Origin of the sequence: Bradyrhizobium sp. SZCCHNRI1009, from assembly GCF_032487575.1 — a bacterium.
In the GTDB taxonomy this organism is placed as follows: domain Bacteria; phylum Pseudomonadota; class Alphaproteobacteria; order Rhizobiales; family Xanthobacteraceae; genus Bradyrhizobium.
Genome location: NZ_JAUEUL010000008.1, coordinates 39,751 through 63,692 on the forward strand (window position 1 = coordinate 39,751; position 23,942 = coordinate 63,692).

At 65.9% G+C, this 23,942-nt stretch carries 16 protein-coding genes; 11 read left to right on the top strand and 5 right to left on the bottom strand.

Annotated features, from left to right (window positions below):
* Window positions 1–93: 93 nt before the first annotated feature.
* The 4 genes from QX010_RS16145 (at window position 94) to asnB (ending at window position 5,532) form a co-directional block, all read left to right on the top strand.
* Window positions 94–1,392: a glycosyltransferase family 4 protein gene (locus QX010_RS16145; protein ID WP_316180501.1), complete on the top strand. Its 1,299-nt coding sequence runs from the start codon at window positions 94–96 to the stop codon at window positions 1,390–1,392.
* A complete protein-coding gene (locus QX010_RS16150; protein WP_316180502.1) occupies window positions 1,392–2,450 on the top strand; it encodes a Gfo/Idh/MocA family oxidoreductase in 1,059 nt (352 codons plus the stop codon). Before QX010_RS16145 ends, QX010_RS16150 begins: the two co-directional genes overlap by 1 nt.
* Window positions 2,447–3,478, top strand: coding sequence for an NAD(P)-dependent oxidoreductase (locus QX010_RS16155; RefSeq protein WP_316180506.1), 1,032 nt, complete (start codon window positions 2,447–2,449; stop codon window positions 3,476–3,478). The genes QX010_RS16150 and QX010_RS16155 overlap by 4 nt, the downstream gene beginning before the upstream one ends.
* Before the next feature lie 113 nt (window positions 3,479–3,591).
* Window positions 3,592–5,532 carry an asparagine synthase (glutamine-hydrolyzing) gene (gene asnB / locus QX010_RS16160; RefSeq protein WP_316180508.1) on the top strand — a complete coding sequence of 647 codons (1,941 nt, stop codon included), beginning with the start codon at window positions 3,592–3,594 and terminating at the stop codon, window positions 5,530–5,532.
* A 46-nt stretch (window positions 5,533–5,578) separates the two neighbouring features.
* Here asnB and QX010_RS16165 read toward each other — a convergent pair whose 3' ends face one another.
* The 3 genes from QX010_RS16165 to QX010_RS16175 all read right to left on the bottom strand — a co-directional run bounded on the left by QX010_RS16165 (window position 5,579) and on the right by QX010_RS16175 (window position 8,860).
* Window positions 5,579–6,355: an SDR family NAD(P)-dependent oxidoreductase gene (locus QX010_RS16165; RefSeq protein WP_315802918.1), complete on the bottom strand. Its 777-nt coding sequence runs from the start codon at window positions 6,353–6,355 to the stop codon at window positions 5,579–5,581.
* Between the two features lie 206 nt (window positions 6,356–6,561).
* Window positions 6,562–7,833: an acyltransferase gene (locus QX010_RS16170; RefSeq protein WP_316180510.1), complete on the bottom strand. Its 1,272-nt coding sequence runs from the start codon at window positions 7,831–7,833 to the stop codon at window positions 6,562–6,564.
* A gap of 76 nt (window positions 7,834–7,909) precedes the next feature.
* Window positions 7,910–8,860: a glycosyltransferase gene (locus QX010_RS16175; RefSeq protein ID WP_315802920.1), complete on the bottom strand. Its 951-nt coding sequence runs from the start codon at window positions 8,858–8,860 to the stop codon at window positions 7,910–7,912.
* A gap of 180 nt (window positions 8,861–9,040) precedes the next feature.
* Between QX010_RS16175 and QX010_RS16180 the strand changes: the two genes are divergently transcribed.
* Window positions 9,041–11,092, top strand: a complete 2,052-nt coding sequence (locus QX010_RS16180) for a glycosyl hydrolase family 28-related protein (RefSeq protein ID WP_316180512.1) — start codon at window positions 9,041–9,043, stop codon at window positions 11,090–11,092.
* 30 nt (window positions 11,093–11,122) lie between these two features.
* On the opposite strand, the gene QX010_RS16185 is transcribed toward QX010_RS16180, so the two are convergent.
* Window positions 11,123–12,514: an O-antigen ligase family protein gene (locus tag QX010_RS16185; RefSeq protein ID WP_316180513.1), complete on the bottom strand. Its 1,392-nt coding sequence runs from the start codon at window positions 12,512–12,514 to the stop codon at window positions 11,123–11,125.
* 473 nt (window positions 12,515–12,987) lie between these two features.
* Between QX010_RS16185 and QX010_RS16190 the strand changes: the two genes are divergently transcribed.
* The 3 genes from QX010_RS16190 (at window position 12,988) to QX010_RS16200 (ending at window position 15,602) form a co-directional block, all read left to right on the top strand.
* Entirely contained in the window at window positions 12,988–14,019 is a 1,032-nt protein-coding gene (locus tag QX010_RS16190; protein ID WP_316180514.1) for a WecB/TagA/CpsF family glycosyltransferase, read from the top strand.
* Between the two features lie 168 nt (window positions 14,020–14,187).
* Window positions 14,188–15,222, top strand: a complete 1,035-nt coding sequence (gene opgC / locus QX010_RS16195) for an OpgC domain-containing protein (protein ID WP_316180515.1) — start codon at window positions 14,188–14,190, stop codon at window positions 15,220–15,222.
* A gap of 119 nt (window positions 15,223–15,341) precedes the next feature.
* The gene (locus QX010_RS16200; RefSeq protein ID WP_316180516.1) at window positions 15,342–15,602 is read left to right on the top strand and encodes a hypothetical protein; all 261 of its coding nucleotides are present in this window, start codon (window positions 15,342–15,344) and stop codon (window positions 15,600–15,602) included.
* A gap of 66 nt (window positions 15,603–15,668) precedes the next feature.
* Here QX010_RS16200 and QX010_RS16205 read toward each other — a convergent pair whose 3' ends face one another.
* A complete protein-coding gene (locus tag QX010_RS16205; RefSeq protein WP_410051958.1) occupies window positions 15,669–18,032 on the bottom strand; it encodes a polysaccharide biosynthesis tyrosine autokinase in 2,364 nt (787 codons plus the stop codon).
* A gap of 322 nt (window positions 18,033–18,354) precedes the next feature.
* Here QX010_RS16205 and QX010_RS16210 point away from each other — a divergent pair, with 322 nt between their 5' ends.
* The 3 genes from QX010_RS16210 to QX010_RS16220 all read left to right on the top strand — a co-directional run bounded on the left by QX010_RS16210 (window position 18,355) and on the right by QX010_RS16220 (window position 23,942).
* A complete protein-coding gene (locus QX010_RS16210; protein WP_316180520.1) occupies window positions 18,355–19,077 on the top strand; it encodes a response regulator transcription factor in 723 nt (240 codons plus the stop codon).
* Window positions 19,078–19,079: 2 nt separating this feature from the next.
* On the top strand, window positions 19,080–20,456 hold the full coding sequence (locus QX010_RS16215) for an ATP-binding protein (protein WP_316180523.1): 1,377 nt from the start codon (window positions 19,080–19,082) through the stop codon (window positions 20,454–20,456).
* Window positions 20,457–20,816: 360 nt separating this feature from the next.
* Complete coding sequence (locus QX010_RS16220) at window positions 20,817–23,942, top strand: NAD(P)-binding protein (RefSeq protein WP_316180525.1); 3,126 nt, start codon at window positions 20,817–20,819, stop codon at window positions 23,940–23,942.

Sequence of the window (23,942 nt, forward strand, 5' to 3'; positions counted from 1 at the left end):
TATCGCAATCGTTAAATGCCACATATAAAATATCCCGTGATTTAAATGCTTTAAATGGTCATGGCCCGCGACAACCACCAAGGCTTGGATGTGATGGAGGTCGAGCCTGCGCCGCCGGCGCAGCGCGATCCCGAATGGTCGGTGGCCGGTTTCGCCGACCGACGGCGGCTCAGCATCCTCTGCGTCTCGCATATGCCGGCGAGCCCGCCGCGGTTCGGGGCACAGGCGCGCATGCACGGGCTGATGACCCAGCTCGCGCGCCGCCACGACCTCACGGCGGTGATGCTGGTCGATGACGCCTTCGACATCGACGAGTGCCGGCTGGCCATGCAGTCCTATTGCCGCGACGTGGTGCTGGTGCCGAACCCCTACGGCCGTGACGGTCTCGCGAAGCGGCTGCTGCAGCTGCGCTCGCTGGTCTCGGTGCGGAGCTTCGACCGGTTGCGCGTGGCCCTGCCGGAATTGCAGCGGGTGCTGGATCGGGTGCTGCGGTCCACGCGGTTCGACATCGTCAATCTCGAATTTCCCTATCTCGGTCACTGCCTGTTCCGTCAGGCGCCGGCAGGCGCAACGCCGCCGCGGCTGATCGTGGACTCGCATGAGATCGCCTACGATCTGGCGCGGCAGTTCGCGGCCACGGGGGCGAGCCTGGGCCGCCGGCTCTATGCCGGCGCGAACTGGCGCAAGCTGCGCCGCGAGGAGATCGCAGCCTATCGCCAAGCTGACGGCGTCTATCTCTGCAGCACGGACGATGAGAAGCGTCTGCATGACGACATTCCGAACGCCCGCACGGCGGTCATCCCCAATGCCGCCGATGTCGACTTCTATCAGCCGCGCGGTACCGATCCCGCGCCCGACGGCCGTACGCTGGTCTATTTCGGCCTGCTGTCGACGGTGCCCAACATCGATGCGGTCACGCATTTCGTGCAGGACATCTGGCCCCGCATCGCCGCGCGGCACCCGGATGCGCGCTGCAAGATCATCGGCGGCCGGCCGCAGGCGTTGACGGCACTGGCCGGGCCGCGGATCGAGCTGACCGGTTTCGTGCCGGACCTGCGGCCGCACCTCGCCGCCGCGGCGGCGGTGATCGTCCCGCTCCGTCTCGGTGGCGGCACGCGGCTCAAGATCGTCGAGGCCATGGCGATGGGCAAGGCGATCGTCTCGACCAGCCTGGGTGCCGAGGGCATCGAGGCCGTCCCCGGGCGCGACATCCTCATCGCCGACGAGCCGGATGCCTTTGCAGATGCGGTCAGCGGGCTGCTCGCCGAGCCCGATCTCGCGGCGCGGATCGGCGGCGCGGCGCGGCAGGTCGCGGTCGAGAAGTATGCCTGGAGCGCGGCGGCGCAGGCGCTGGAAGACTTTTATTGCGAGATCCTGGAGGCAAGTTCGTGATGAAGGCCGTGCTCATCGGGGCAGGGCAGATCGCCCGCCAGCATCTTGCCTGCCTCAACACCTTGCCGGGCGTTCAACTGGCCGGCATCTGCGACCTGTCGCCGGTGACCGCGGAGGCCGCGGCCGAGCGCTACGCGATCCCGTCCTGGTTCACCGATCATCGCGCGATGCTGCAGACCGTGCGGCCCGATGTGGTGCATGTGACGACGCCGCCGACCTCGCATTTCCGGCTCGCGATGGACGCGCTGGAGGCCGGCGCGCATGTGATCGTCGAGAAGCCCGCGACCTCGACCTTCGACGAGCTGCAGACGCTGACGTTGCGCGCCAAGCAGACCGGCCGCCACGTCGTCGAGGACTACAACTACGTCTTCAACCGGGCGCCGCAGGACATCCTGCGCCGGATCGAGACCGGCGAGTTCGGCGCCGTGACCCATGTCGACGTGCTGATCTGCCTCGACATCCTCGGCCCCGACGGCTTTGCCGATCCGAACTCGCCGCATCCGGCGCTCAAATTGGCGGGTGGCGCGATCGCCGACTTCCTGCCGCATCTCGCCTCGCTGTCACATGCGTTCGTCGGCCCGCACCGCAAGGCGGAGACGGTCTGGAGCAAGCGCAAGCCGTCGCCGCTGCCGTACGACGAGTTTCGCTGTGTGGTCGAAGCCGAGCGCGGCACGGCGACGCTCGGCTTCAGCGCCAGCGCTCAGCCCGACGCGTTCTGGCTGCGGGTCTATGGCGAGCGGATGCAGGCGACCGCCAATCTGTTCGAAACGCGGTTGACCTTCGATGGCCCGCGCAACGTGCCGAAGCCGCTGCGCCCGTTCTTCAGCGGATTGGAGGAGGGCCGCGACATCCGCCGCGCGGCGCTCTCGACCCTGCTGCGCAAGTTCAAGGGCCCGGGCGCCTATGAGGGGCTGTGGGAGTGCCTGGCGCGCACCTATCAGGCGCTCAACGCGGGAACGGCCCTGCCGATCACGATCGAGGACGTCCTCGCGGTCAATCGGATGGTCGAGGCAATGAAGCCGACCGAGCAGGCGGACATGAGGGAGCTGGCGATATGAGAGCCCTGGTCACGGGCGCCAACGGTTTTCTCGGCCGGCATGTCGTCGATGCGCTGCTCGCCCGCGGTATCGAGGTTCGTGCCATGGTCCGCCCGGCGACGCGCGTCGATGCGCTCGGCTGGCCGTCGTCGGTCGACGTCGTCAGGGCCGACCTGCGCACCTCGCGCGACCTTGTCGGCGCGTTCGAGAATGTGGACGTGCTGATCCATCTGGCGGCCGTGGTCTCCGGCGGCGAGGACGCGCAATTCGCCGGCACCGTGGGCGGAACCGAGCGGCTGCTCGAGGCGATGGCGGGCAGTGCCTGCCGCCGGCTCGTGCTGTGCAGCAGCTTCTCGGTCTACGACTACACGGCGACGCGCGATGTCCTCGACGAACGCGCGCCGCTGCAGCAGACACCTGACGTCTACACCCGTGGCGGATACACCGTCGCCAAATGGTGGCAGGAGCGGGTGACGCGCCGCTACGTCGAGACGCATGGCTGGGATCTCACCGTGCTGCGTCCCGGGTTCATCTGGGGTCGCGGCCACGGCTATCTCGCCGCGCTCGGCCAGCAGATCGGACGCCACCACGTCGTGATCGGGCCGCTGACCCGCATCCCGATGACCCATGTCGAGAACTGCGCCGACGTCTTCGCGCTGGCGGCCAGGGATCCGCGGGCGATCGGCCAGACGCTGAACGTCGTGGATGGTCCCGGCGAGCGGGTCTGGTCCTATCTGTCGGACTACATGCGCGGCACCGGCGCGCGCGGCTTGCGGTTGCCCATCCCTCATTGGCTGGCCAGCAGCGTCGTGCGGCTGGCGTTTGCGACCGTGTTCAGGCGGGCCACGAAAGTGCCGGCGATCCTGACGCCCAAGAAATTCGATGCGATGCTCAAGCCGCTGCGCTTCGACAATCGCAAGCTGAGGGAGACGCTCGGCTGGACGCCGCCGCTCGACTACGAACAATGCCTGGCGCGAACCTACGGTCCGCTGCCGGCGTCGGCACCAGCGCCGGCGTCCTGGTCGTCCGGAACGGCTGCTTCCATTTGAGGGCCGACAATGGTCCAGCGATGCCCGTGCCCTGTTAGTCCGCGATCTCGCGGGCGAGGCCATTCCCTGCCGTCCGTCATTTTGACGTCGCGCGTCTCAAACGGATTGTTCTGATGTGTGGCATCGCTGGGATCATCGGACGGGTGGACGACGACAACCGCGCCGCGCTGCAGCGGATGAACGACGCCATGCTCCATCGCGGTCCGGATGCCGGCGGAATTTGGACCTCGCCCGCGGACGAGCGTGGCTGGGGCGCGCTGCTGGCGCACCGCCGGCTCGCGATCCTCGATTTGTCGCCGGCCGGTGTGCAGCCCATGATCGACCCGGTCACCGGGCACGTCATCGTCTTCAACGGCGAGATCTACAATTTCGCCGACCTGCGGCAGCGTCTGGTCGCCGACGGCCAGCATTTCAGCTCCACGGGCGATACCGCGGTGATGCTGCGCGCGCTCGGCCTGCATGGGCCGGAGGCGGTGGCGTGGCTGCGCGGCATGTTCGCGTTCGCCTGCTGGGATCCGAAGCAGCGCCGGCTGCTGCTGGCGCGCGATCCGCTCGGCATCAAGCCGCTGTACGTCGCCCGCGCCTCGAACCCAGACGCGGGGTGGTCGGTCGCCTTCGCATCCGAGCTGCGTGCTCTCCTGGCATCGGGCCTTCTGGGCAGGGCCCAGCTCGATCCGCAGGCCGTCGCCAGCGGCGTCTGGAACGGTTTCGTGGTCGGCCCCGGTACCGCGGTGAAGGGCGTCGAGCTGCTGCCTCCCGGCCATCTCACCGCATTCGACGGCGTCGGCAACACCGTCCGCGATGAGGATTTCTGGTCGATCCCGGAGCGGGCTCCGGATCCGACGATGGATGAGGACCAGCTTGCCGAGATCCTCGAGGAGGGGCTGAGGCTGCACCTCGCCAGCGACGTGCCGCTGGCGGTGTTTCTCTCGGGCGGCATCGATTCCTCGGTCATGGCCAATCTGGCGCAGCGTGCGGCCAGGAGCCCGATCCACACCTTCACGCTGGCGTTCGAGGAGCAGGAGCTGAACGAGGGGCCGATCGCGCGACAGATCGCTGCCGCCATCGGCACCGAGCATCATGAGGTGGTGCTGACGGAGCAGCACTTCGTCGACAACCTCGATGCCGCGCTCGACAGCCTCGACCAGCCGACCTTCGACGGCCTGAACTCCTACTTCATGTCGCACGCCATCCGCGGCGCAGGATTCACGGTGGCGCTGTCGGGGACCGGCGGCGACGAGCTGTTCGGCGGCTACACGTCATTTCGCGACCTGCCCATCCTGCAGCGATGGTCGGAGCGCACCGCCTGGGTGCCGGCCGGCGTCAAAGCCGCTGCGGCGAAGCTGGCCGCGCAGATGCTGTCGCCGTCGCGCGGGACGGTGGCGCCGCAGACGCGCTGGGCCAAGCTGCCGGAGATGGTCCGGTGCGGCGACGATCTCCTGGCGCTGTACCAAATGGCCTATGCGCTGTTCCTCCCCGGCTTTCAGCGCGAGCTGCTCGCGCCTGATCTCGTCGACACGCTGAACGATGGGCTGCCCGCCGCGATGAGAGCGAAGATCACCGCGGAGACCCGCGCGCGCACCCCGCTGTCGGCGATCAGCGTCATGGAGCAGCGCCTGTTTCTCGGCGAGCGCCTGTTGCGCGACAATGACGTGGCGAGCATGGCGGCCTCGCTGGAGCAGCGGGTGCCGCTGGTCGATCAGGTGCTGTTCGAAAGCGTCGACCGGCTGCCCGATGCGACGCGCTACGCGCCGCTGCGAAGTAAGGCGATGCTCAGGCGGATCGGCCTGCGTGGCCTCGATCCGTCGTTGTTCGACCGGCCGAAGAGCGGCTTCGTGTTGCCGCTCGATCGCTGGATACGGCGCGGCCTGCAGGATGCGATGGACCGGACCCTGCGCGACCCGCAGGCGATTGCGCCGGTGGGGCTTGAGCCTGCGGCCGTGGAGCGCCTCTGGCGCGCCTTCCTCGATGGCGCGCCGGGGATCTATTGGTCGCGCGTCTGGTCGATCTACGTGTTCGTGCGTTGGTGCCACCGTCATCGCGTCTTCCACTGAGGCGCGATCGACATCAGGTGAGCGGGCTGCATCGAAGCGCGCGTGGTCAGGCTTCCGGCATGACGATTCCGCCGCACACCGGCACGCGAACGCCGGTCACGAAGCCGGCGAGGTCCGAGGCCAGAAACGCGATCATGTTGGCGACGTCCTGATCGTAGCCACGCCGCCCGAGCGGCACTGACCGCTCGTAGAGCGGCTGCACCTCGTCGCGGTCGCGGCGGTCCCTGTCGGAGATGACCCAGCCCGGGGCGACCTGATTCACCGTGATGCCATGCCCTCCGAGCTCCCGCGCCAGCGATCGGAGCATGCCGTCCATGGCGCATTTGGCCGCCGTGTATGGCGCGCGGTTGTGCAGGGCCAGGCTCGTCATCTCCGTGCCGAGAGAGATGAGGCGTCCCCATTTCCGCTCGATCATCGGTCCGGAAAACACCCGCGCGGTCGCCCAGGCCTGCAGGACCGAAGAGCGGAACACCTTGTCGAACTGGTCGGGTGTCTGCTCGACCACGGGACGTTCGTCGTACCATGTCACCGCATTGTTCACGACGATATCGACAGGACCGAGCGCGCGCTCGGTGGCGCGGCGCATGGCCTGCACGTCCTCGAGCTCGGCGACGTCGCCCGAGATCGTGCAGGCATGTTGCGGCTGAAGCTCGTTCAGCTCCTCGCACAGTCTTTCGGCGGCAGCCCGCGCCGTCAGATAATGGATCGCGACCTTCGCACCACAGGCCGCGAGCGTCCGGGCGATCGGCCGGCCGAGCTCTCCGGCCGCTCCGGTGACCAGCGCGACCTTGCCCGAGAGATTGATCTGGAGCGGGGACTTCAACGGGCGCAGCGCCGGATCGTCCGGCAGGGGACCGAGCGTGTTTCGCCGAATTCGTCGTGCAACCGCGCGCGCGATCCGCATCCACCCGTCCCCGAAAGTATTCATTCGCCCGGGTCGCAGTATTAAATGCGGGACTAATTATTTAAATTGCACAATTTGACGCATTTGTGCCGCAGCCGATCGAGCGGTGACGTGGGCCGATCCGCTCAGGATGCGCGCGGCGTCGGACTCTCGGCGAGACGGTTGCCGAGCGGCCAGTCTGCGCCGGACGCGTCATGCACCGCTCCGGCAGCAGGCGCAGGCCTGAACTTGTGCCGGAGCTGCCTGAAATACGGCTCGATGAAGCGCTCGATCGCCGCCGCGTAGATGACGGAGATCAGGAGCGCGAGCGGAAACAGGAGGTACGGCTTGGCGGCGATCGCGGGCAGGTTCTTGTCGATCGTTCGGATCACGACGTTGTGGATCAGATAGATCGCATAGGAATAGGTGCCGAGCGTCATCACCCAGGAGCGGTTGAGATCACGAAACAGCGGCGCGTCGGCGAAACGCACCGCGAAATAGAACAACGGCATCAGCGCCAGGCCCTGAAGGCTGTAGCGCGCGGTCTCCCGGAACACCGGATCACGGTAGACCAGCGAGACCAGCAGCGCCGCGACGGCGCCGGCCAGCAGCGCCCATTGGGCCGCCGACATCCGCCCCGAGGCAGAGCGCTGCCGCACCGGGTTCATGACCAGCGCCAGAATGCAGCCATAGGCGATCGAGTCGATGCGGGTGTCCGAGGCGTAATAGGTGCGGTCGGAGAAGAACCCAGGCGCATGCACGAGATGGAAGCGCCAGGCGAGGACGCCGAGACAGACGAGCCCGAGCAGCGCGCCGATGGTGCGCGGCCGCAGCGCCGATCCGAGCAGCAGCGTCATCAGCAAGGGATAAACGATGTAGAAATGCTCTTCGACCGCGAGCGACCAGAGAATGCCGGTGCCGTCGGGCACCGTGTTGCCGGGATCGAAGAACAGGCCGTAATAGTTGGCGAAATACAACACCTGGGCGGCCAGGCCCTTGACGGTCATTCCGCCGTCCAGCAGGCCGGCGGCGGTCAGGCCGTAGGCGATCGCCAGGGACAGCAGCAGAGGCGGCATCAGCCGGAACACGCGCCGCGCATAGAAACTGGGAACGTCGAGCCCCCCGGTTCGCTCATGCTCGGCCAGCATAAGCGTGGAGATCAGGAAGCCGCTGAGGAAGAAGAAGATGGTGACGCCGAAGCCGCCGGGGACGATGGCCTGAAGTCCGGAATGGCCCAGGACCACGATCAGCACCGACAGCGCGCGGATGCCGTCGAGTGACGGAATAAGCGTGGATGCACTGCCCTTGATGTTCGTTCCGCGTGATGCCGCTGGCGCGGTCGTCCCGTCGCCGGGCGCCGTCATCGGCGGTAGAGCGGACGCGGCACGAAGGCGGCTGAGCTCGAGAATCTTGGCCATGCTGTCCAGACGGAGTCGGAGAAACACGTAGCTTCGTAATCGTCGTGTCAGTGCCGCGGCGATCGGCCGCCGAGCGTCATCGCGTGTCGGCCGCGGCGTGGCTGGCGCGCCAGAGCTGGGCCCGCTCCGCGTTGATCCGGGCGGTGGCGGCGCGCTTGCCCAGGCGCAGGCAGGCGTGCTGGTAGGCGCGGAGGAAGCGCCGGAATTCGAGATCGTCGTAGCGCGGCAGGCCCGTCAGCCAGCTCCGGAAATAGCCCCACAGCATCGCGGTGCTGCCGATCAGCGCGGGATAGGCCGGCAGGTGATAGACCGCCACCGCGAACTGATACAACGGCGACGTTCCCATGAAGTACTGGCCAAAACCCTTGCGCAGCCGCCCGGTCCAGATGCCTTTGTGACTGGCGCCCTGCGGCCGCAGATGGATGAAGCGCAGCGCTTCGCTGTCGATGCTCTCGGCGATCCAGCCGAGCATGCGGCAGCGGTGGCAGTCGATGCCGTCCCACATCACCTGGCGGACGAAACCGCCGATCTCCTGGAAGCAGGCGACGCGGTAGAACTTGGTCATCCCGACCGACATCTCGTCGCCGCAGACCTCCGGCTCGAGCGCGCCGGTCTGGGGATGGACGAACCAGGGCTTGCCCGAGGTGGTGCCGACCCGCGGATCGCTTTCCATCCGCTCCATCAGCAGCTCGAAGTAGCGCGCGGGCAGATCGAGGTCCATGTCGAGCTTGCAGAGATAGTCGAAATCCTCCAGCCGCACGCTCTCCAGGCCGGCATAGAAGGCCTCGATCACGCCAGGTCCGACCTTGCGTCCGCCGCGATCGGCGCGGCGGATCACGCGCAGATAAGGCAGGCGCTGGGCGTACTCGTCGAGAATGGCCGGGGTGTCATCGGTCGATCCGTCGTCCACCACGATCCACAGCGCCGGCGGCACCGATTGCGCAGCGACGCTGTCGAGAGTCCGGCGGAGGTATTGGGCCTCGTCCCGGCAGGGCGAGATGAGCAGGTAGCGGCGCGATGGCGTCACGTATCAAATCCCTTGCCGAAGGCGGAAGATTGCGACGAATCTCTGCCGAGCAGGGGCGTCGCCGGCCGCCTTTCAATAAATTAAATCGTGAATTAATATTATGTCAGGGCGCGTGTCAAAGTCATGGTGTTTTTAAATCGGCGCCCTCGTTCGCTGTGACCGGTCCTGCGAGAGGTTAACATGGATGGCATCGGCCCCGTGATCCCCGGCTGCACCCAGGCTTCGGCCCGGCCGGTCGCGCGTGGGACGCGCCGGATCGACGCCGCCTGCATCCGGGCGCTACTCACGGCGGCGCTTGCCCTGCTGTCTGTCCGCGGCATTGCCGCAGCCGCCGAGCCGACCGCGTCCGCCGGGCCGTCACTGGCCGGCAATCTGCTGCCGGTGGAGCGTCTCGCAGCCTGGAATCCCGGGCTGATGTCAGCCGGCGGTATTCCGAACCGCACCATCATTTATCGCACGCTGTCTCCGAGCGGGAGAGACGACAGCGGCGCGATCCAGGCCGCCCTGACCGCCGCGCCCGCCGGCCAGGTGGTGATGCTCGGCTCCGGGACGTTTATCGTCAACGAGCCGCTCCTGATCAGCCGGCCGGTGACGCTGCGCGGCGCGGGCGCGGGTGTGACCAGGCTGGTGAAAACCAACGGTGCACGGGCACGAACGTCGGCCGTGATTGCCGGCACCAAGGGAATCCTGACGCCGGTCGATCCGAGCACGTACAGCTATGATCCCAAGCCGATCATCATCGTCGGACCTTCGCGCTGGAACAATGGCCCCGACAGCAGCGCGTCGCAGGACCTGCTGGCCGACGGCGTTCAGGGAACGTCGACCGTGACCCTCGCCAACACCGCGAACCTGAAGCCGGGGGATTTCGTTCTGCTCGACGAGGTCTCAGGCGCATCGTGGCAGGCGACGCCGGCCGGCTTTCCGGCGGGAGCGAAGGTCTGGCAAGGCGATCGGGTCGCCTGGAACATGCACGATCCGGTTCAGCCGGGGGACGACAATGCCGGCGCGAATGCCGGAGGTCCATATGACCAGACCCCCGGTGTGCTGCCGAAGTCGATGTCGTGGTTCGCCCGGACCGACCGGGCGACCGCCGAGATCAAGGAGATCGCCTCGGTCACCGGCAGCACGGTGACATTCACCTCGCCGCTCACGATCAGCTATCGCAGGGATCACCAGGCGCAGCTCACGCCCTACAGCACCGACCCGAACAGCGGTCGCCACGCCGCCAATAATCGCGACATCCACGTTGCCAGGGTGGGTGTCGAAGATCTGAGCATCATCGGCGGGGCGGACGGCGCGTTGCGGTTCGAAGCCGCCGCTTATTCCTGGGCCAGATCCGTCGAGGTGACACAATGGCTCGGCGAGGGCGTGGCGATCAACAATTCGTTCCGGATCGAGCTCCGCGACTCCTACATTCACGCCGGCTCGTGGCCGCAGCCGGGCGGGGCGGGCTACGCGATCAGCCTGGCGGCGGGCTCCTCGGAGGTCCTGATCGAGAACAACATCCTGGTCGATGTCTGCAAGAACATGGTGTTTCGGTCGTCGGGCGCCGGCAGCGTCGTCGGCTATAATTATGCCGACGACTCGTTCGATTTCGACAATCCCGGCTGGGTCGAGGTCGGCATCAACGCCTCGCACATGGCCGGCGCGCATCACGTCCTGTTCGAAGGCAATCTGTCCCACAATGCCGACAGCGACTACACGCACGGCAACGCGATCTATCTCACTTTTTTCCGCAACCATCTCACCGGCCAGCGCCAGCGCTTCGTCGATCGCTCGGGCATCCGGGCCGTGGGTCTCGCCTACGGCTCGTGGTGGGATTCGTTCGCCGGCAATGTGCTGGGCCAGCCGGGACGCATGAGCGGTTGGGTGTACGACGATCCATCGATGCGGGCCGGCACGGCCGCCTGGGGGCAGGGCGGTGTCGGCAACGTCTGGATGCTTGGCTACGACCCGGAGCGATGGACCATGGCGCCCGATCCGAAGACGCTGGCCACGGTGATCCGCGGCGGCAATTTCGACTATCTCACCGGCAAGGTGGTCTGGACCGACGCTCTCGCGGCGCAGCCGCTGCCGGCGTCGCTGTATCTCAGAGCCAAACCCGGCTTTTTCGGCGATCATCCGTGGCCCTGGGTGGACCCGACCAGCGATACCAAGCTGCATACGTTGCCGGCCAAGGCGAGATTCGAGGCGGGCGCGCCATTCGCGGCCGCGCCGGGATCAACGCAATAGAGCCGGCGTGAGACGTCCAACGGGTTTCCGTCAGGTGCGGACGCCGAGCCGCGGGCGCCAAGCCGGCCGTGTACGGCTCCAACGAGCCGGCCGCCTGTTCGCCGGCTGAGCGGCGGGCATGCTCTGTTGTGACCTCCGCCAGTATCGCGCGGCCTCGACCGTGACGAGCACGAACACCACCCAGGTCACGTCGAACGCGCGCAGCCACAGGGTTTCGAGCAGGTTGTAGAGCATGACGAACAGCGCGACGGACAGCAGGATCCACGCCCGCTTGTAGTCGTGCTTCATCACGCGGCCGATGACGTGAACGGTGGCCGCCAGAAAGACGAGGAGAAAGGCAAAGCCCACATAGCCCAGCTCCAGCATCGCATCGTAGTAGCCGTTGTGGGAGTTCGGCATGGCCTTCACCCAGCCGGGCGCATCGGTGATGCTTGGTGCGTCGGCGCCGACCAGCCAGAAGCTCTGATAGCCCCATCCCAGGAGCGGCCGCTTCGCGATCTCCAGATTCGAGAAGGCCCATATGGTCGTCCGGCCGGTGAAGCTGGAATCACCCGTCAGCAGATAGGCGATGCGGCCGGTCGTGAAGCCCGCGAGCTCGCCGACCACGAAGTAGCCGAGGATGATCGCCATCAGGATCAGAAGCGGTGCAACCCGCAGCGTTCTCGCAAGCGCCAGCGTCAGGACGGCCAGGATCGGGGCGACCAGAGCGAGGCCGAGCGCGGTCTTCGAACTGGACAAGAAGATCAGGACGACGGCAGCGGCGGCGACGACGATCCCAAGCGCGCGGCGCGTGCCGGGATAGAGCAGCTCGTGAACCGACAGCAGGAAGGCGATGGCAGCAAACTCGCCCAGCAGGTTCTTGCCCGAGAAGTAGCCCTGATAACCGATGTCGACCAGCGCGTTGCCGTACTGCGCGTAGGTCGCGTAGCCGCCGGGGATCAGCAGAACATTGAGGATCGCCCCCGCTGCAAAGCAGAGGAACATGCCGCGCAGGATGTCGGCGCTCGGCCTCGATAGCAGGGCGGGCAGCACGATGGCGGTGAGGACCATCGCTTCCTGGACGAAACGGACGAAGGCGAATTCGGGTTTGAATGCCCACGCAATGCTGGCGCCAGCCAATCCAAAATAGGCGCAGAGACTGATGATGTTGGGCGGAACGGCAAACCGCTCGCCGCGGGCGAGGCGTTGCATCGTAACGATGATGGCGACGGCCGCGAGAACAGGCCAGAAGACCCGGTTCTCGACCCTGCTCTCGAGCAAGCCCTGGAGTCCGGGCGATGGCGGGAAGCTGAAATAGATCAGCGGCTGAATGAGCGACGAGTAGGCGAAGGCGAGGACCGGAATCAGCGCGCAGACGTCGAACGTCCCCGCGGAGGCCTGCGGCCCGGCCGACATCGACGTGCTCGCTGCAATTCTCGGCATCAATCTCACTCGGATATTCGAACGGGGCGGCCCCCGGCAGCCGCCGGGAATACCGTCCATGATATTATCTAGAGATGGAATTAAATAAAAGAACCTTCGACGCGTGCTCGGAAGGTATCGCTGCGGACGCGCCGCAAATCTGCTCTGGCATTCACAAATAAATCGTATTAAATAAATCATGTGATTTAAAATTAAATAGTGGCTTTTAGGTCGCACGTTTTTCGGTCGGGGAGGTGCGGCAAGGGTCCGCGGCCCGGCATCCTCGTGCGGCGGGGCAGATTGAGGGAGAGCGGTTGATGCTGACCACGCATGAATTGCAGGAGCCGGGATCCTCCCTTTATCGCGTGGGGCGCTCCGGGGCGGGTCGCGATCGGCCGGAGGTCGATGCTGTCGCCCCGGCCGACGCCGCAATTCCCGACGACCTCGCGCGCGACGTCTATTGCGTCCTCGGAATACCGGTCGATGCCATCAACATGCGCGGCGTGCTGCGCCGCATCCGCGATGCTGCTCAACAAAGAACGCGGCTTCTCATTTCGACCCCCAATCTCAACTTCCTTGTCGCCAGCCAGTCGAACAGGAGTTTCAGGGAGTCGCTGATCCTGAGCGATCTCTGCACGGTGGACGGCATGCCGGTGGTCTGGATCGCCAGGCTGCTCGGGATTCCGATCAAGAGCCGGACGGCCGGCGCGGACATCTTCGACGCGCTGAAGTCGGAGGCCGCGCCGGCAAGCGCGCTGAAGCTCTTTCTTTTCGGTGGCCCGGAGGGGGCCGCCGAACGGGCCGCCCGGACGCTGAACGGTCAGTCGGCGGGATTGCAGTGCGTGGGCTGGTCGAACCCCGGTTATTTGTCGGCCGAGGAGCTGAGCCGGGATCACATCATCGACGAGATCAATTCCAGCGGGGCGGACTTCCTGGTTGCCTCGCTCAGCAGCGTGAAGGGACAATCATGGCTGCAGCGCAACCATGAGCGCCTCGAGATTCCAGTTCGCGCCCACCTCGGCGCCGCGCTCAACTTCCAGGCCGGCACCGTGAAGCGAGCACCGGCGTTCCTGCGCCGATCAGGCTTCGAGTGGCTGTGGCGCATCAAGGAGGAGCCCTATCTCTGGCGCCGCTACTGGAACGACGGCACGGCGATGCTCGGCCTCATGCTCACCCACGTGTTGCCGTTCGTGGTGTGGACCTGGTGGATGCGCCGCACGCATGAGCGGGGTGAGGCGCTGACCATCACGCAGGACTATGGGACACGCGCGGTCACGCTCAGCCTGTCGGGGCCCGCCGACTCGCGCCACGTCGACCGGGCCATTCCGGTTTTCCGCGCCGCGACGGCGTCCCGTAAGCCGGTCACGGTCGATTTCTCCAACGTTTGCGCCATCGATGCGCGCTTCCTTGGATTGCTGCTGATGCTGAGGAAGCAGTTGGAAGCCCAGGGCTGTACCGCGACCTTCGTGGGCGTTTCGCCGCTGATGGCCCGCATCTTCCGCTTCGGCGGTCTGGACCGGCAATGAGAGGGAGAGGCCTGTCATCGGTGGCATCACGGCTTCAGCAGTCGGTGGTTCGATGATCGCCGCCGCGACGCTTGCCCGCGTTGCGAAGGATTGTCGGAGTCGTCAGTCCGGCTGGCGCCCATCGGCCGATCGTCGCCCATGGAGCGGCGCATGTTCGGAGCTCGAGCGATGAGCGCAGCCGGCGGAAAGCGGCGCGAGCTTCTGATCGACTTCTATCGAAGCTGCGCGATGCTGTTCGTGTTCTATCATCACACGGCCAACGTCTTTCCGGACTCCGTCGATCTGTTCACGAAATTCAATCCCTTCGCCGAGCTGTTCGTCGTGATCTCGGGGTTCATGGTCGGGTACGTCTATCTGCACAAGGAGAGACACGGAGAGCTCGTCGCCCGCGGCTTGAAGGTGCTCGCCGCCTATTTCGTCATCTCGGTGCCGGTCGCGGTTGGCATGGCTGTTCTGGGGAAGAAGCGAGAGCCGGTGGGGCAGGCGATTCTCGACGTGCTGACGTTTCAGTCCGAGCCGACCGCCATCACGATCCTCAAGTTCTACGGGCTGATGTTCCTGCTGCTGCCGGTGATCCTGCCGGTGTTTAAGCGCGGCAGGCTCCAGGTGCTCGCGTTGTCGGCTGCGATCTTCGTGGCGTGCACCTGGTTCAGCAACACGAGCACGGCCGCCGAGCTCGAGAATCCGGCCGTCATTCTGCTGCTGTTCTCGCTCCAGGCGCAGATGTTCTTCGTGGTCGGTATCTGGCTCGGAGATCTTCATCGGTCCAACCGTCTGATCGGACCCGCGTTCTACACGGCGCTGGCGGGGATCTTCATCTTCGGGCTGCTGCTCGATTACAGCCTCGGCTTTCCCAGCAACGGCGAAAAATACCCCTATCGGTTCGACAAGCTCCTCAACCTGCTTTGGACATTGCCGCTGCTGTTGGCGCTGCTGTGGGCGGTGTACGCGCGCACCCGGCGATCGCCGGCAGTCGCGCTCATCCTCAACGTCGGCCAGAACTCGCTGATCGCGTTCCTCGGGTCGGAGGTGGTGCGGCAATCGGTAAAACTCGCGCTCCTCCTGGGCGGCGTCCACCCGCAGGTTTACGGCCAGACCGTGATGGGTCTGTTCGATGTCGTCCTGGTGACCGCGGTGCTTTGGCTCTACCGGGCGCACTGGCAGAACCGCCAGACAATGCTGCACCCGCTCAGCGGGCCGTAGGCGCATCTTTCGCCTGAAAGTGTTGCTCCGATGCGCTTGTTCGAATCCTCCCGGGCGGCTTAGCTCATCGCTAACCATTGGCCGCTAGCCTCTCGAGACGCCCGAGGAGGCATGAACTGATGTGGGTGATAGCGCTTCATTTTGCAGCCGGAGTGGTTGCCGGGACGATGTTCACGGTGCGCACGCTGCTGGCGCTTGCCGCGATCGTCTTCATGGAGTGCATCGCCGCGTCGATCATCAGCGGGCTGCCGGCCGCGCTCTATGCCGGCGCCGGTCTGGTTGCAGTCCAGGTCGGCTATCTCTCGGGGATCTACGTTCGCAGCGCTCTGGAGCGTGCCGGCATCGCCCAGCCATCCATTCGCGCCGAGCACCAGCGCTGACGGCCGATCGATCTCCGTCATCGGTTGCCGTCCATGGCGCGCACCGGCCGGCGCGCGCCGATGGACCTACTCGGCCATCACGCTCCCGTAACGAGCATAGTATTTATGGTTGTAGTAGTCGCCGAAGTGATTGGCGTAGCGCTTCAGCGCCTTCATGTCGGTCTTGTTGAGCACGACGCCGAACAGGGCATCGTAGACGTTGGGCGCCGTGTTCAGCGCATGCTCGACCACCTCGGCGGGCGTCCGTCCCCATTCCACGACAAGGACGAAGCTGTCGAGCAGCGCCGAGATGGCCCGCGCATCGACGACGGGGGCGAGCGGCGGAAGATCGACGATGACGTAGTCATAGGCTTCGCGGAGCTGCTCGAACAGCTTGCGCATCTGCTCGTTGCCGAGGATATCGCTGGTGTCGCGCTGTGCGGCGCCCATTCCGGGCAGAAAATCCAGGCGCGTCACCGGGTCGGTCCAGACGGCGTCCGCGAGCTGACGCCCTCCCGAGACGATGTCGGCGATCCCGGTCCCGGCATCGGGGGCGAGCATGGCGGAGAGCGACGGATTCCTGAGGTCGCAGTCGACCACGATCACCCGCTTGCCTGAATTGGCGACCAACTGCGCCAGCGACGCGGCGATGACGGACTTGCCCTCGTTCGGCAGGGCGGACGTCAGTCCGAAGACCTTCCGCGACGTCCGGTTCGGGTCCTGGTCGATGGCGACTTTCAACGAGCGGATGGATTCGGCGAAGCGCGAGGTGGGCATCGCGGATGCGGCCCAGCAGGTCCCGGGGCCTCTCGAGACCATTCGCCGGCTGCCGTCCGGTTCGACCTTGGCAACGGCGTTGGCCGTCGCCTTCTTGGTGAACTTGTCGACTTCGCCTCGTTTGAGCAGAGGGACGACCGAGAGGCAGGGCAGGCGCAGGCGATCTTCGACCTGATCGGTCGTCCGAAAGCTGCGGTCCTTGGCCTCTGCGAGCAGGCCAAAGCCGCCGCCGAGCGCCAGGCCGCCGAACAGGCCGATCGCCATCAGCACGATGGACTTCGGCTTGATCTTCTTCTTCGGTGGTGTGGCGGCGGAGATCACACGCGCCTTGGCGATCGGGAAGGAGCCCTGCTGGACCGAGCCCATGTAGCGCTGAAGGAAGGTGTCGTAGAGGGCACGATAGCTCTTGGCGCTCGTCTCCAGCTCGCGGATGCTGACCTCCGCGGCCCTGGTGTCCTGCGACTTGCCAACGGCTTGCGCCAGCTGCCTCTCGATCTCCTGCTGCTGCTGCTTGGCCTCCGCATAGTCATGCTTGGCGACGTCGGCAAGGCGCCGCACCTCATCGAGCATGGCCTGACGGATGCTCTTCATCGTCGCACGGATATTGACGACGGCGACGTGATCGTTGCCATATTTGGCAGCATATTCGTACTCGCGCTTGGCGTTATCGAGATATTGCTGACGCAGGCTGTTGATGATCGTCGTGCTGTTCGAATTGCTCAAGGAGAGGCCGTCCGGCGGATTGAGATTGCCGCTGAGCTCCGCCGGGGAGAAGTCGGAGACGGCGGCAATGCGGTCGACCGGCATATCGGCATTGCTCGTCGCGAGCATGTCGTCGAACCGATTGAGCCGGGTCATCAGCGAGGCGGTATGGGTGCGCGCCGCCACCAGACGGTTGGTGAGTTCTGTGACCTGCTGCTGGTCGATGAGCTTGCCGTCTGCCGATACGATATTGTACCGGCTCTTCAGCTCGTTGACGGCGCGCTCGGCCGTCGTCGCGTCGTTGCCGAGATCCTGCAGGCGGTCGTGGAGCCAGGCCGTGATGGTGCGCTGCTCGTTGGCCTCCGCCTTCAGCTGCTGATCGAAATACTCCTTGGCGATGGCATTGGCGATCATCGCCGCCCGATGGGGATCGCTGGCGCTGAAATCGACCTCGACGACCGAGCTGGTGCCGATCCTGAAGGCGTTCATCCGGCGCTGGAATTCGTCGAGGAGATCGTCCATGGACGGCGCGTTTGGCTCCGGCGCCAAACCGACGAGCCTGCGGACCGCGTTGACCGCACCGTGCAGCGGGCTGCCTTTACCGTTGAAGTCGGGGTCGTCGGCCAGGTTCAACTGGTTGATGACGCTGGTCGCGATCGACTTGGATTTCAGGATCTCGATCTGCGACTCCATGTCGAGCGGGGGCTCGTCCTGAACCGCAGGTTGCGGCTGCACGACCGCGGCCTTGGAGGTGCCCAGCATGATCTTGACGTCCGCCGAGTAGGTCGGCGGCAGGATTTTCAGCAGGGCGAAGCTGGCCAGGAGCGAAAGCACCGTGGTGATCGCAATCACCAGATAGTGCCGGCGCAGGAATCCCAGCGCCATGTCGAACGGCCCGGGTCCGTTCCGGTCCCAACCCTGCTCCTGCTGAGGGGGGTAGGCAGCCGTGCTCGCGTTGGGATTGTGCAGCATGTTTTGAAGCTTCATCAGTTGCGTTTCGGACGTCGGAGCCGTCCGATTGCCTGCGAGAACGAGAATTTATATATTCGGAACCATTAAATGATCTGGGACCGCCGCGCGATTTAATTTATATTAAATAAGGTTTTGCTCAGCAAGTGGCCTTTCGAATTAAATATCGCCGGTGTGGAGCGCGCCCTTGCGCCGCGAGGGCTTCTCCAGCCGGATACCGGCGTCCCGCTCGCCTGGGTCTCGGTCTTTGGCCGTCGCGTAACGGTGTGTAACGGCCGTCGCCGGACCATTGCCAAGCCACGGGTTTTGGGCATCAGTCCTGGCGATGAGCATGCCTGCGGCCACGCTTTTGATGGTGGAGGACGACCCGGAGATCAGCCGGCTCGTGAGCGATTTCATGCGCCGGGAAGGGTTCGAGATCGAGGTCGCCGCCACGGCGGCGGCGATGGATGCCGTGCTGCGGCGGCTGCGCCCCGATCTCATCATTCTCGACCTGATGCTGCCGGGAGAGGACGGGCTTTCGATCTGCCGCCGGCTGCGGGCGAGCGACGACATTCCCATCCTGATACTGTCGGCCAAGAGCGACGAGATCGATCGCGTGGTCGGGCTGGAGCTCGGCGCCGATGACTACATGGTCAAGCCGTTCGGGCCGCGCGAGCTTCTGGCCCGCGTGCGCGCGCTGTTGCGGCGCGCCCAGGCGAGCCCGCCGCGAGACGCGAGCCGGCGTTTCAGTTTCGACCGCTTCGTGCTCGACGTTGATGCCCGCAGCATCGAGATCCCGGATGCGCAGGGCGCGCCGATCCAGCTGACCTCGGCGGAGTTCGACCTGCTCGCCTGCTTCGTGCAGCGGCCGCGGCGGGTGCTGAGCCGAGACCAGATCCTGGATTGGACGCGCGGCCGCTCCGCCGAGCCTTTCGACCGCACCGTCGACATGCTGATCTCGCGGTTGCGGCGCAAGCTCGAGGCCGCAAGCCCGGGAACGAACCTGATCACCACCGTCCGCAACGGCGGATACCTGTTCACGGCGACGGTGAGGCCGGTGGCGTGATGATGCGGCTGACGCTTGCGATGCGTATCGGCCTCATCGTCATCATCGGCCTGTTGGCGATCTGGATCGTCACCCTGGCGCGGTTCTACCGCGCCCGTACCGCGGAGCTCGAAGGCGCGACGCCGCTGCCGATGCGGCTGGCCGCGCTCGCCGAGCTGATCGAGCGAACGCCCCGGACGGAGCGGGGCCGGGTCGTCGATGCCGTGTCCTCCGACCGCTTCGAGGTCCGGCTGGTCGGGGCCGACGCGGCGGTCCGGCTTCCGCGGACGGAGCCCGCGCCGGTCCGGTCCGGATTGCGCGAGGCCTATGCCGAGGCGCTCGGTGCGCGCCCGCTGGCCATCACCTCCGTGCCGGAGCCGGAGGGGCGGTGGTTTCCGCGGCTCTCGCGGGCGCCGCAGAATGCCCTGGAGTTCCGCATCGGCCTGAACGGCGGCGACGTGCTCGTCGTGGATTCGCGCTCGTCGCTGGTGTTGACCCAGCAGGGGTTGCCGATCGGACTCGGCGCGGGCCTGTTCGGAACGGTGGTCGCGCTGTTCGCGCTTCTCATCATGCAGCGCGAGACGCGACCGCTGGCACGCCTTGCCGCCGCCGTCGACCGGGTTGACCTCGGCGGAGCGGCGGTGCCACTGCCCGACGTCCGCCGCAACGCGCCCGAGGTGCGCGCCGTGGTCACGGCGTTCGGGCGGCTGCAGGACCGGCTCGCCGATCTGATGCAGGCGCGCATGGCGCTGGTCGGCGGCATTGCTCACGACGTCCGCACCTTCGCCACGCGGCTGCGGCTGCGTATCGACCAGATCCCGGACGACGCCGAGCGGCAGCGCGCCGTGGTCGATATCTCCGACATGATCCGTCTGCTCGACGACGCGCTGCTCGCGAGCCGGGCGGGGGCCGGCGAGCTGCCGCAGGAGCTCATCGCCTTCGACGAGCTGGTGCGGGCCGAGGTCGATGATCGCCGTGCGCACCGGGCGCGGGTGCGTCTCGACGCTGCGGGCGATGGACGCGAGCTGCTGATGCTCGGTGACCGCGTCGCGCTGCGCCGGATCGTCGCCAACATCATCGACAACGCGCTCAAATATGGCGAGGCTGCGCATGTCTCGCTGCAACGCCAGCCGGAGCACGCCGTGCTGACGGTCGATGACGAAGGGCCCGGGATTCCCGGCGACCAGCGCAAGGCCATGCTTGAGCCGTTCACGCGCCTGGACACGTCGCGCAATCGTGGCACCGGAGGAGCCGGGCTCGGACTGGCGGTGGTGCGGACGCTGGTGGAGGCGCATCGTGGCAGCATCGAGATCACTGACGCGCCGCGCGGCGCCCGCATCGTCGTGCGGCTGCCGCTGTTTCTCGACGGGCCCGGCGATGTGCATTCCGATCTGACGTGATCGATGGCAGCGTGGTGATCGGAGCGCTGTCTTCAAGCGGTGGCAATTCGCCGTTATTCCCGCAAAAGTTGAGATAACGACGTAGCGGGCGGGAAGGACGCGGCGGCTTGGTCTTCGCCTTACGCGACGTCGACGATGCGCCCGCTTGATGATCGCGTGGAGATTGTGATAGGTATTCGATGCATCCTCATTGCATCGCCACGCGGATTGAACTGGGCGCGGCGCCGATTTTGTAAACCCATCGTACCGAATGTCATTCAACCGCACGGGCCGCGCGGACCGCGGACTCGTGCGCCGATGGACGACGTCGTTCCGGCTCGCCCGGGCGAGAACGTCCGAGGTCAGGGCAGGATCATCGACATGGCAGCAAGAAAGACCCGCGTGGCGATATTGGGCGGCGGCATCGGCGCGTTGAGTGCGGCCTTTGCCTTGAGCGAGATCGATCCGCGCGGCGAGCTCTACGAGATCACCTTGTATCAGCTCGGCTGGCGTCTCGGAGGCAAGACCGCCAGCGGACGCAACGCCAAGCAGGGACAGCGCATCGAGGAGCATGGGCTGCATATCTGGGCCGGCTTCTACGAGAACGCCTTCACCATCCTGCGTGCCGCGCTGAAGGCACTCGATGCACCGCCGAGCGATCCGATCAGGACGATCGATGACGCGTTCAAGCGGCAGAACGAGATCTTCTACGCCGAGTATACCGACAACCAATGGCTGCCCTGGCCATTCTGGTTTCAGCCGGATGTCGACGAATCGGTCTATCCCGGCCGGGATAGCCTGTGGGCGCCCGCCGACAACATCGTGCCACCGCTTTCGACCCTGCTGCTCCGGACCATCGCCAGCATCATATTCAACCTGAACTACTATCTCGAGGACTGGCCGGGCGACCAGAATGCCGAGCTGGCGAAGGCGATCGCCGCCATGCCGGCCGAGCGACGGGCCCGGCTGGCGGCCGTCCCGTCCAATGGCAAGGGCCATCCGCTGCTTCTTCTGGCTCACCGCGTCGGCGAGAATCTGCACAGTGACGTCGAAGCGATCCGCCGCGATGCCCAGGGCGACATGGCGGCGCTGCTCCATGCGTTCCGCCGCATCGTCAAGGAGCACCAGAAGATCGATGGCCTCGAGGAAGGCCTGCGCCGGCTGTTGATCCTCGCCAATCTCGGCATCTGCATGCTGCTCGGCATCATCGAGAACGACTGCCTGACGGATGGGCTGGAGGTTCTCGACAGGTTCGAATTCCGCAGCTTTCTGGCGCAGCAGGATGAAGAGGCTGCCAACAACGCCATCGTGACCGCTCTCTATGAGTACATCTTCGCCTTTCGCAGCGGCTCCCGCGAGCCGTCGGAGCAGCAGGTGTCGGCCTGCTCGGCCGTTCAGGGACTGCTGCGGCTGTTCTTCACCTACAAGGGGGCGTTCTTCTATAAGTCCGTCGTCGGCATGGGGGATACGATCTGCACCCCGATCTACCAGCTGCTGGCGCGGCGCGGCGTGAACTTCAAGTTCTTCCACAAGGTCACGAGCCTCGAGCCGACCGAGGACGGTAGCAACATCGCGATCATCAACATCGACAAGCAGGTCGAGTTCGTCGATGGCAAATATGATCCGCTGGTCCTGGTGAAGAACTACTGGTGCTGGCCGTCCGAGCCCAAATGGACAGAGATCGAGAACGGTGAGTACTACGCGCTGAAGGGCTATAATTTCGAGAACGCCTATGGTCCTCCCAACCCGCCGCAGCCGCCTCCGGCGGCGCGGCTCAGCCTGCAGCTCGGTCAGGATTTCGACCAGGTGGTGCTGGGCATCGCGGTCGGCGCACTCGATGACATCTGTCGGCCCTTGGTGCAGCAGAAGCCGGCCTGGGCCGACATGGTCGGCAATCTCCCAACCGTGCGCACCATGGCGCTGCAGCTCTGGCTCGACTGCCCGGTCGGGGATCTCGGCGGCCCCTATGTGGCGCCTGGACCGTCGCTGGAGACGATGGGGCCGATCGTCACCACCTGCAAGCCGCCGCTGGACACCTATTCCGACATGTCGCAATTGCTGCCGGCCGAGGACTGGCCGGCGCCGGGGCCGCGCTCGATCGCCTATTATTGTGCCATCATGAGCGACAAGAGCGCGCCGGACAATGAGGAACTGGCGGCGGACTATGTGAAAAACGCATCGAAGGACTGGATGACGTCCTGGCTCGATACGTTGTGGACGAACATCGGCAGCGGCAGCACGTTCCGCTGGGATCTGCTGCACGCGCCGAGCGACATCAGCGGATCGGCGCGGCTCGATTTCCAGTTCTGGCGCGCCAACATCAATCCGAGCGAACGCTATGTGCTGAGCCTGCCGGGCACGCTGCGGCACCGGATGGAGCCCGGCAAGTCCGGCTACGACAATCTCTTCCTCGCCGGCGACTGGACCCGTGTGCCTGAGATCAACGCCGGATGCGTGGAGGTCGCGGCGATGTCCGGCCTTGCCGCGGCGTCGGCGCTGTCGGGCGTCTACATTCCGATCGTCTCGATGAGTCCCGAACCCTACATCACCAACGCCTATGTCAACTACGCCGGATGGATCACGCTTCCGCCGGCGCCCTATCTCTGCAACGACTCGACCTTCTACGGCTTCGCCGTGCCGGCCGACCTCGGTGCCTGCCAGCGATTCCTCGACCGCTCCTTCAACCGCGTCGCGGGCCGCGACCAGTTCCGCGTGATGCTGGACATGGCGTTCGTCAACGTCATCCAGGTGCGCAAGAGCCAGGCCGCGACGCCGCCATTCGCGGAGCAGGGGACGATGTCCGAGACCGATATCGGGCTGTGGCTCCTGGTCGGCAGCTATGAGCGGGGTGCCCTGCTGCCGAAATCGATCGGCTTCGTGCCTGCCTATCTGTTCGTCGACAATGCCTGGTCGGTGGTTGCGGGGCAGGAGGTCTGGGGCTTTCCCAAATATCACGCGACCATCGTCCAGCCGGCCAGCGCGCCATCGAACGACCCGTTCGACGTCTCGGGGCTGGCGATTGCCTGCTACGGGCCGGATGCCCATGCCTGCCAGCAGCGCGTCATCCGAATCGAAGGCACGGACGGATCGCCCCCGACCGCGACCGCGGTGGCCTCGCCGGCGGATGCGTTCCGGCGGCTCTGTGCCGGAGCCGACGACGAGCGGCTGAAGCAGGTGACGACCGGGCCCGGCATGGCGTCGTTCCTGGGCGGCGTCTGGGGTCTGCCGATTCCCGTGTTCTATCTCAAGCAGGCGCGGTCGGCGGACAGTCTCACCGCGGCGAGCTACAAGACGCTGTTGAACGGCGCGCTTGACCTGACGGCGCTGCGCAGCTGGCAACTGCAATCGGGCAACTGGACGATCGAGATGAGCGCGCTCGACAGCCTGCCGTTCATTCGCGACCTCGGGCTCGGCACGCCCGTCGACGGCAAGCTCGTCCTGACCGCGACCACGCGCATCTGGGCCGAGATCGACTTCACCGTCGCGACGGCCACCCCCATGGCCTGA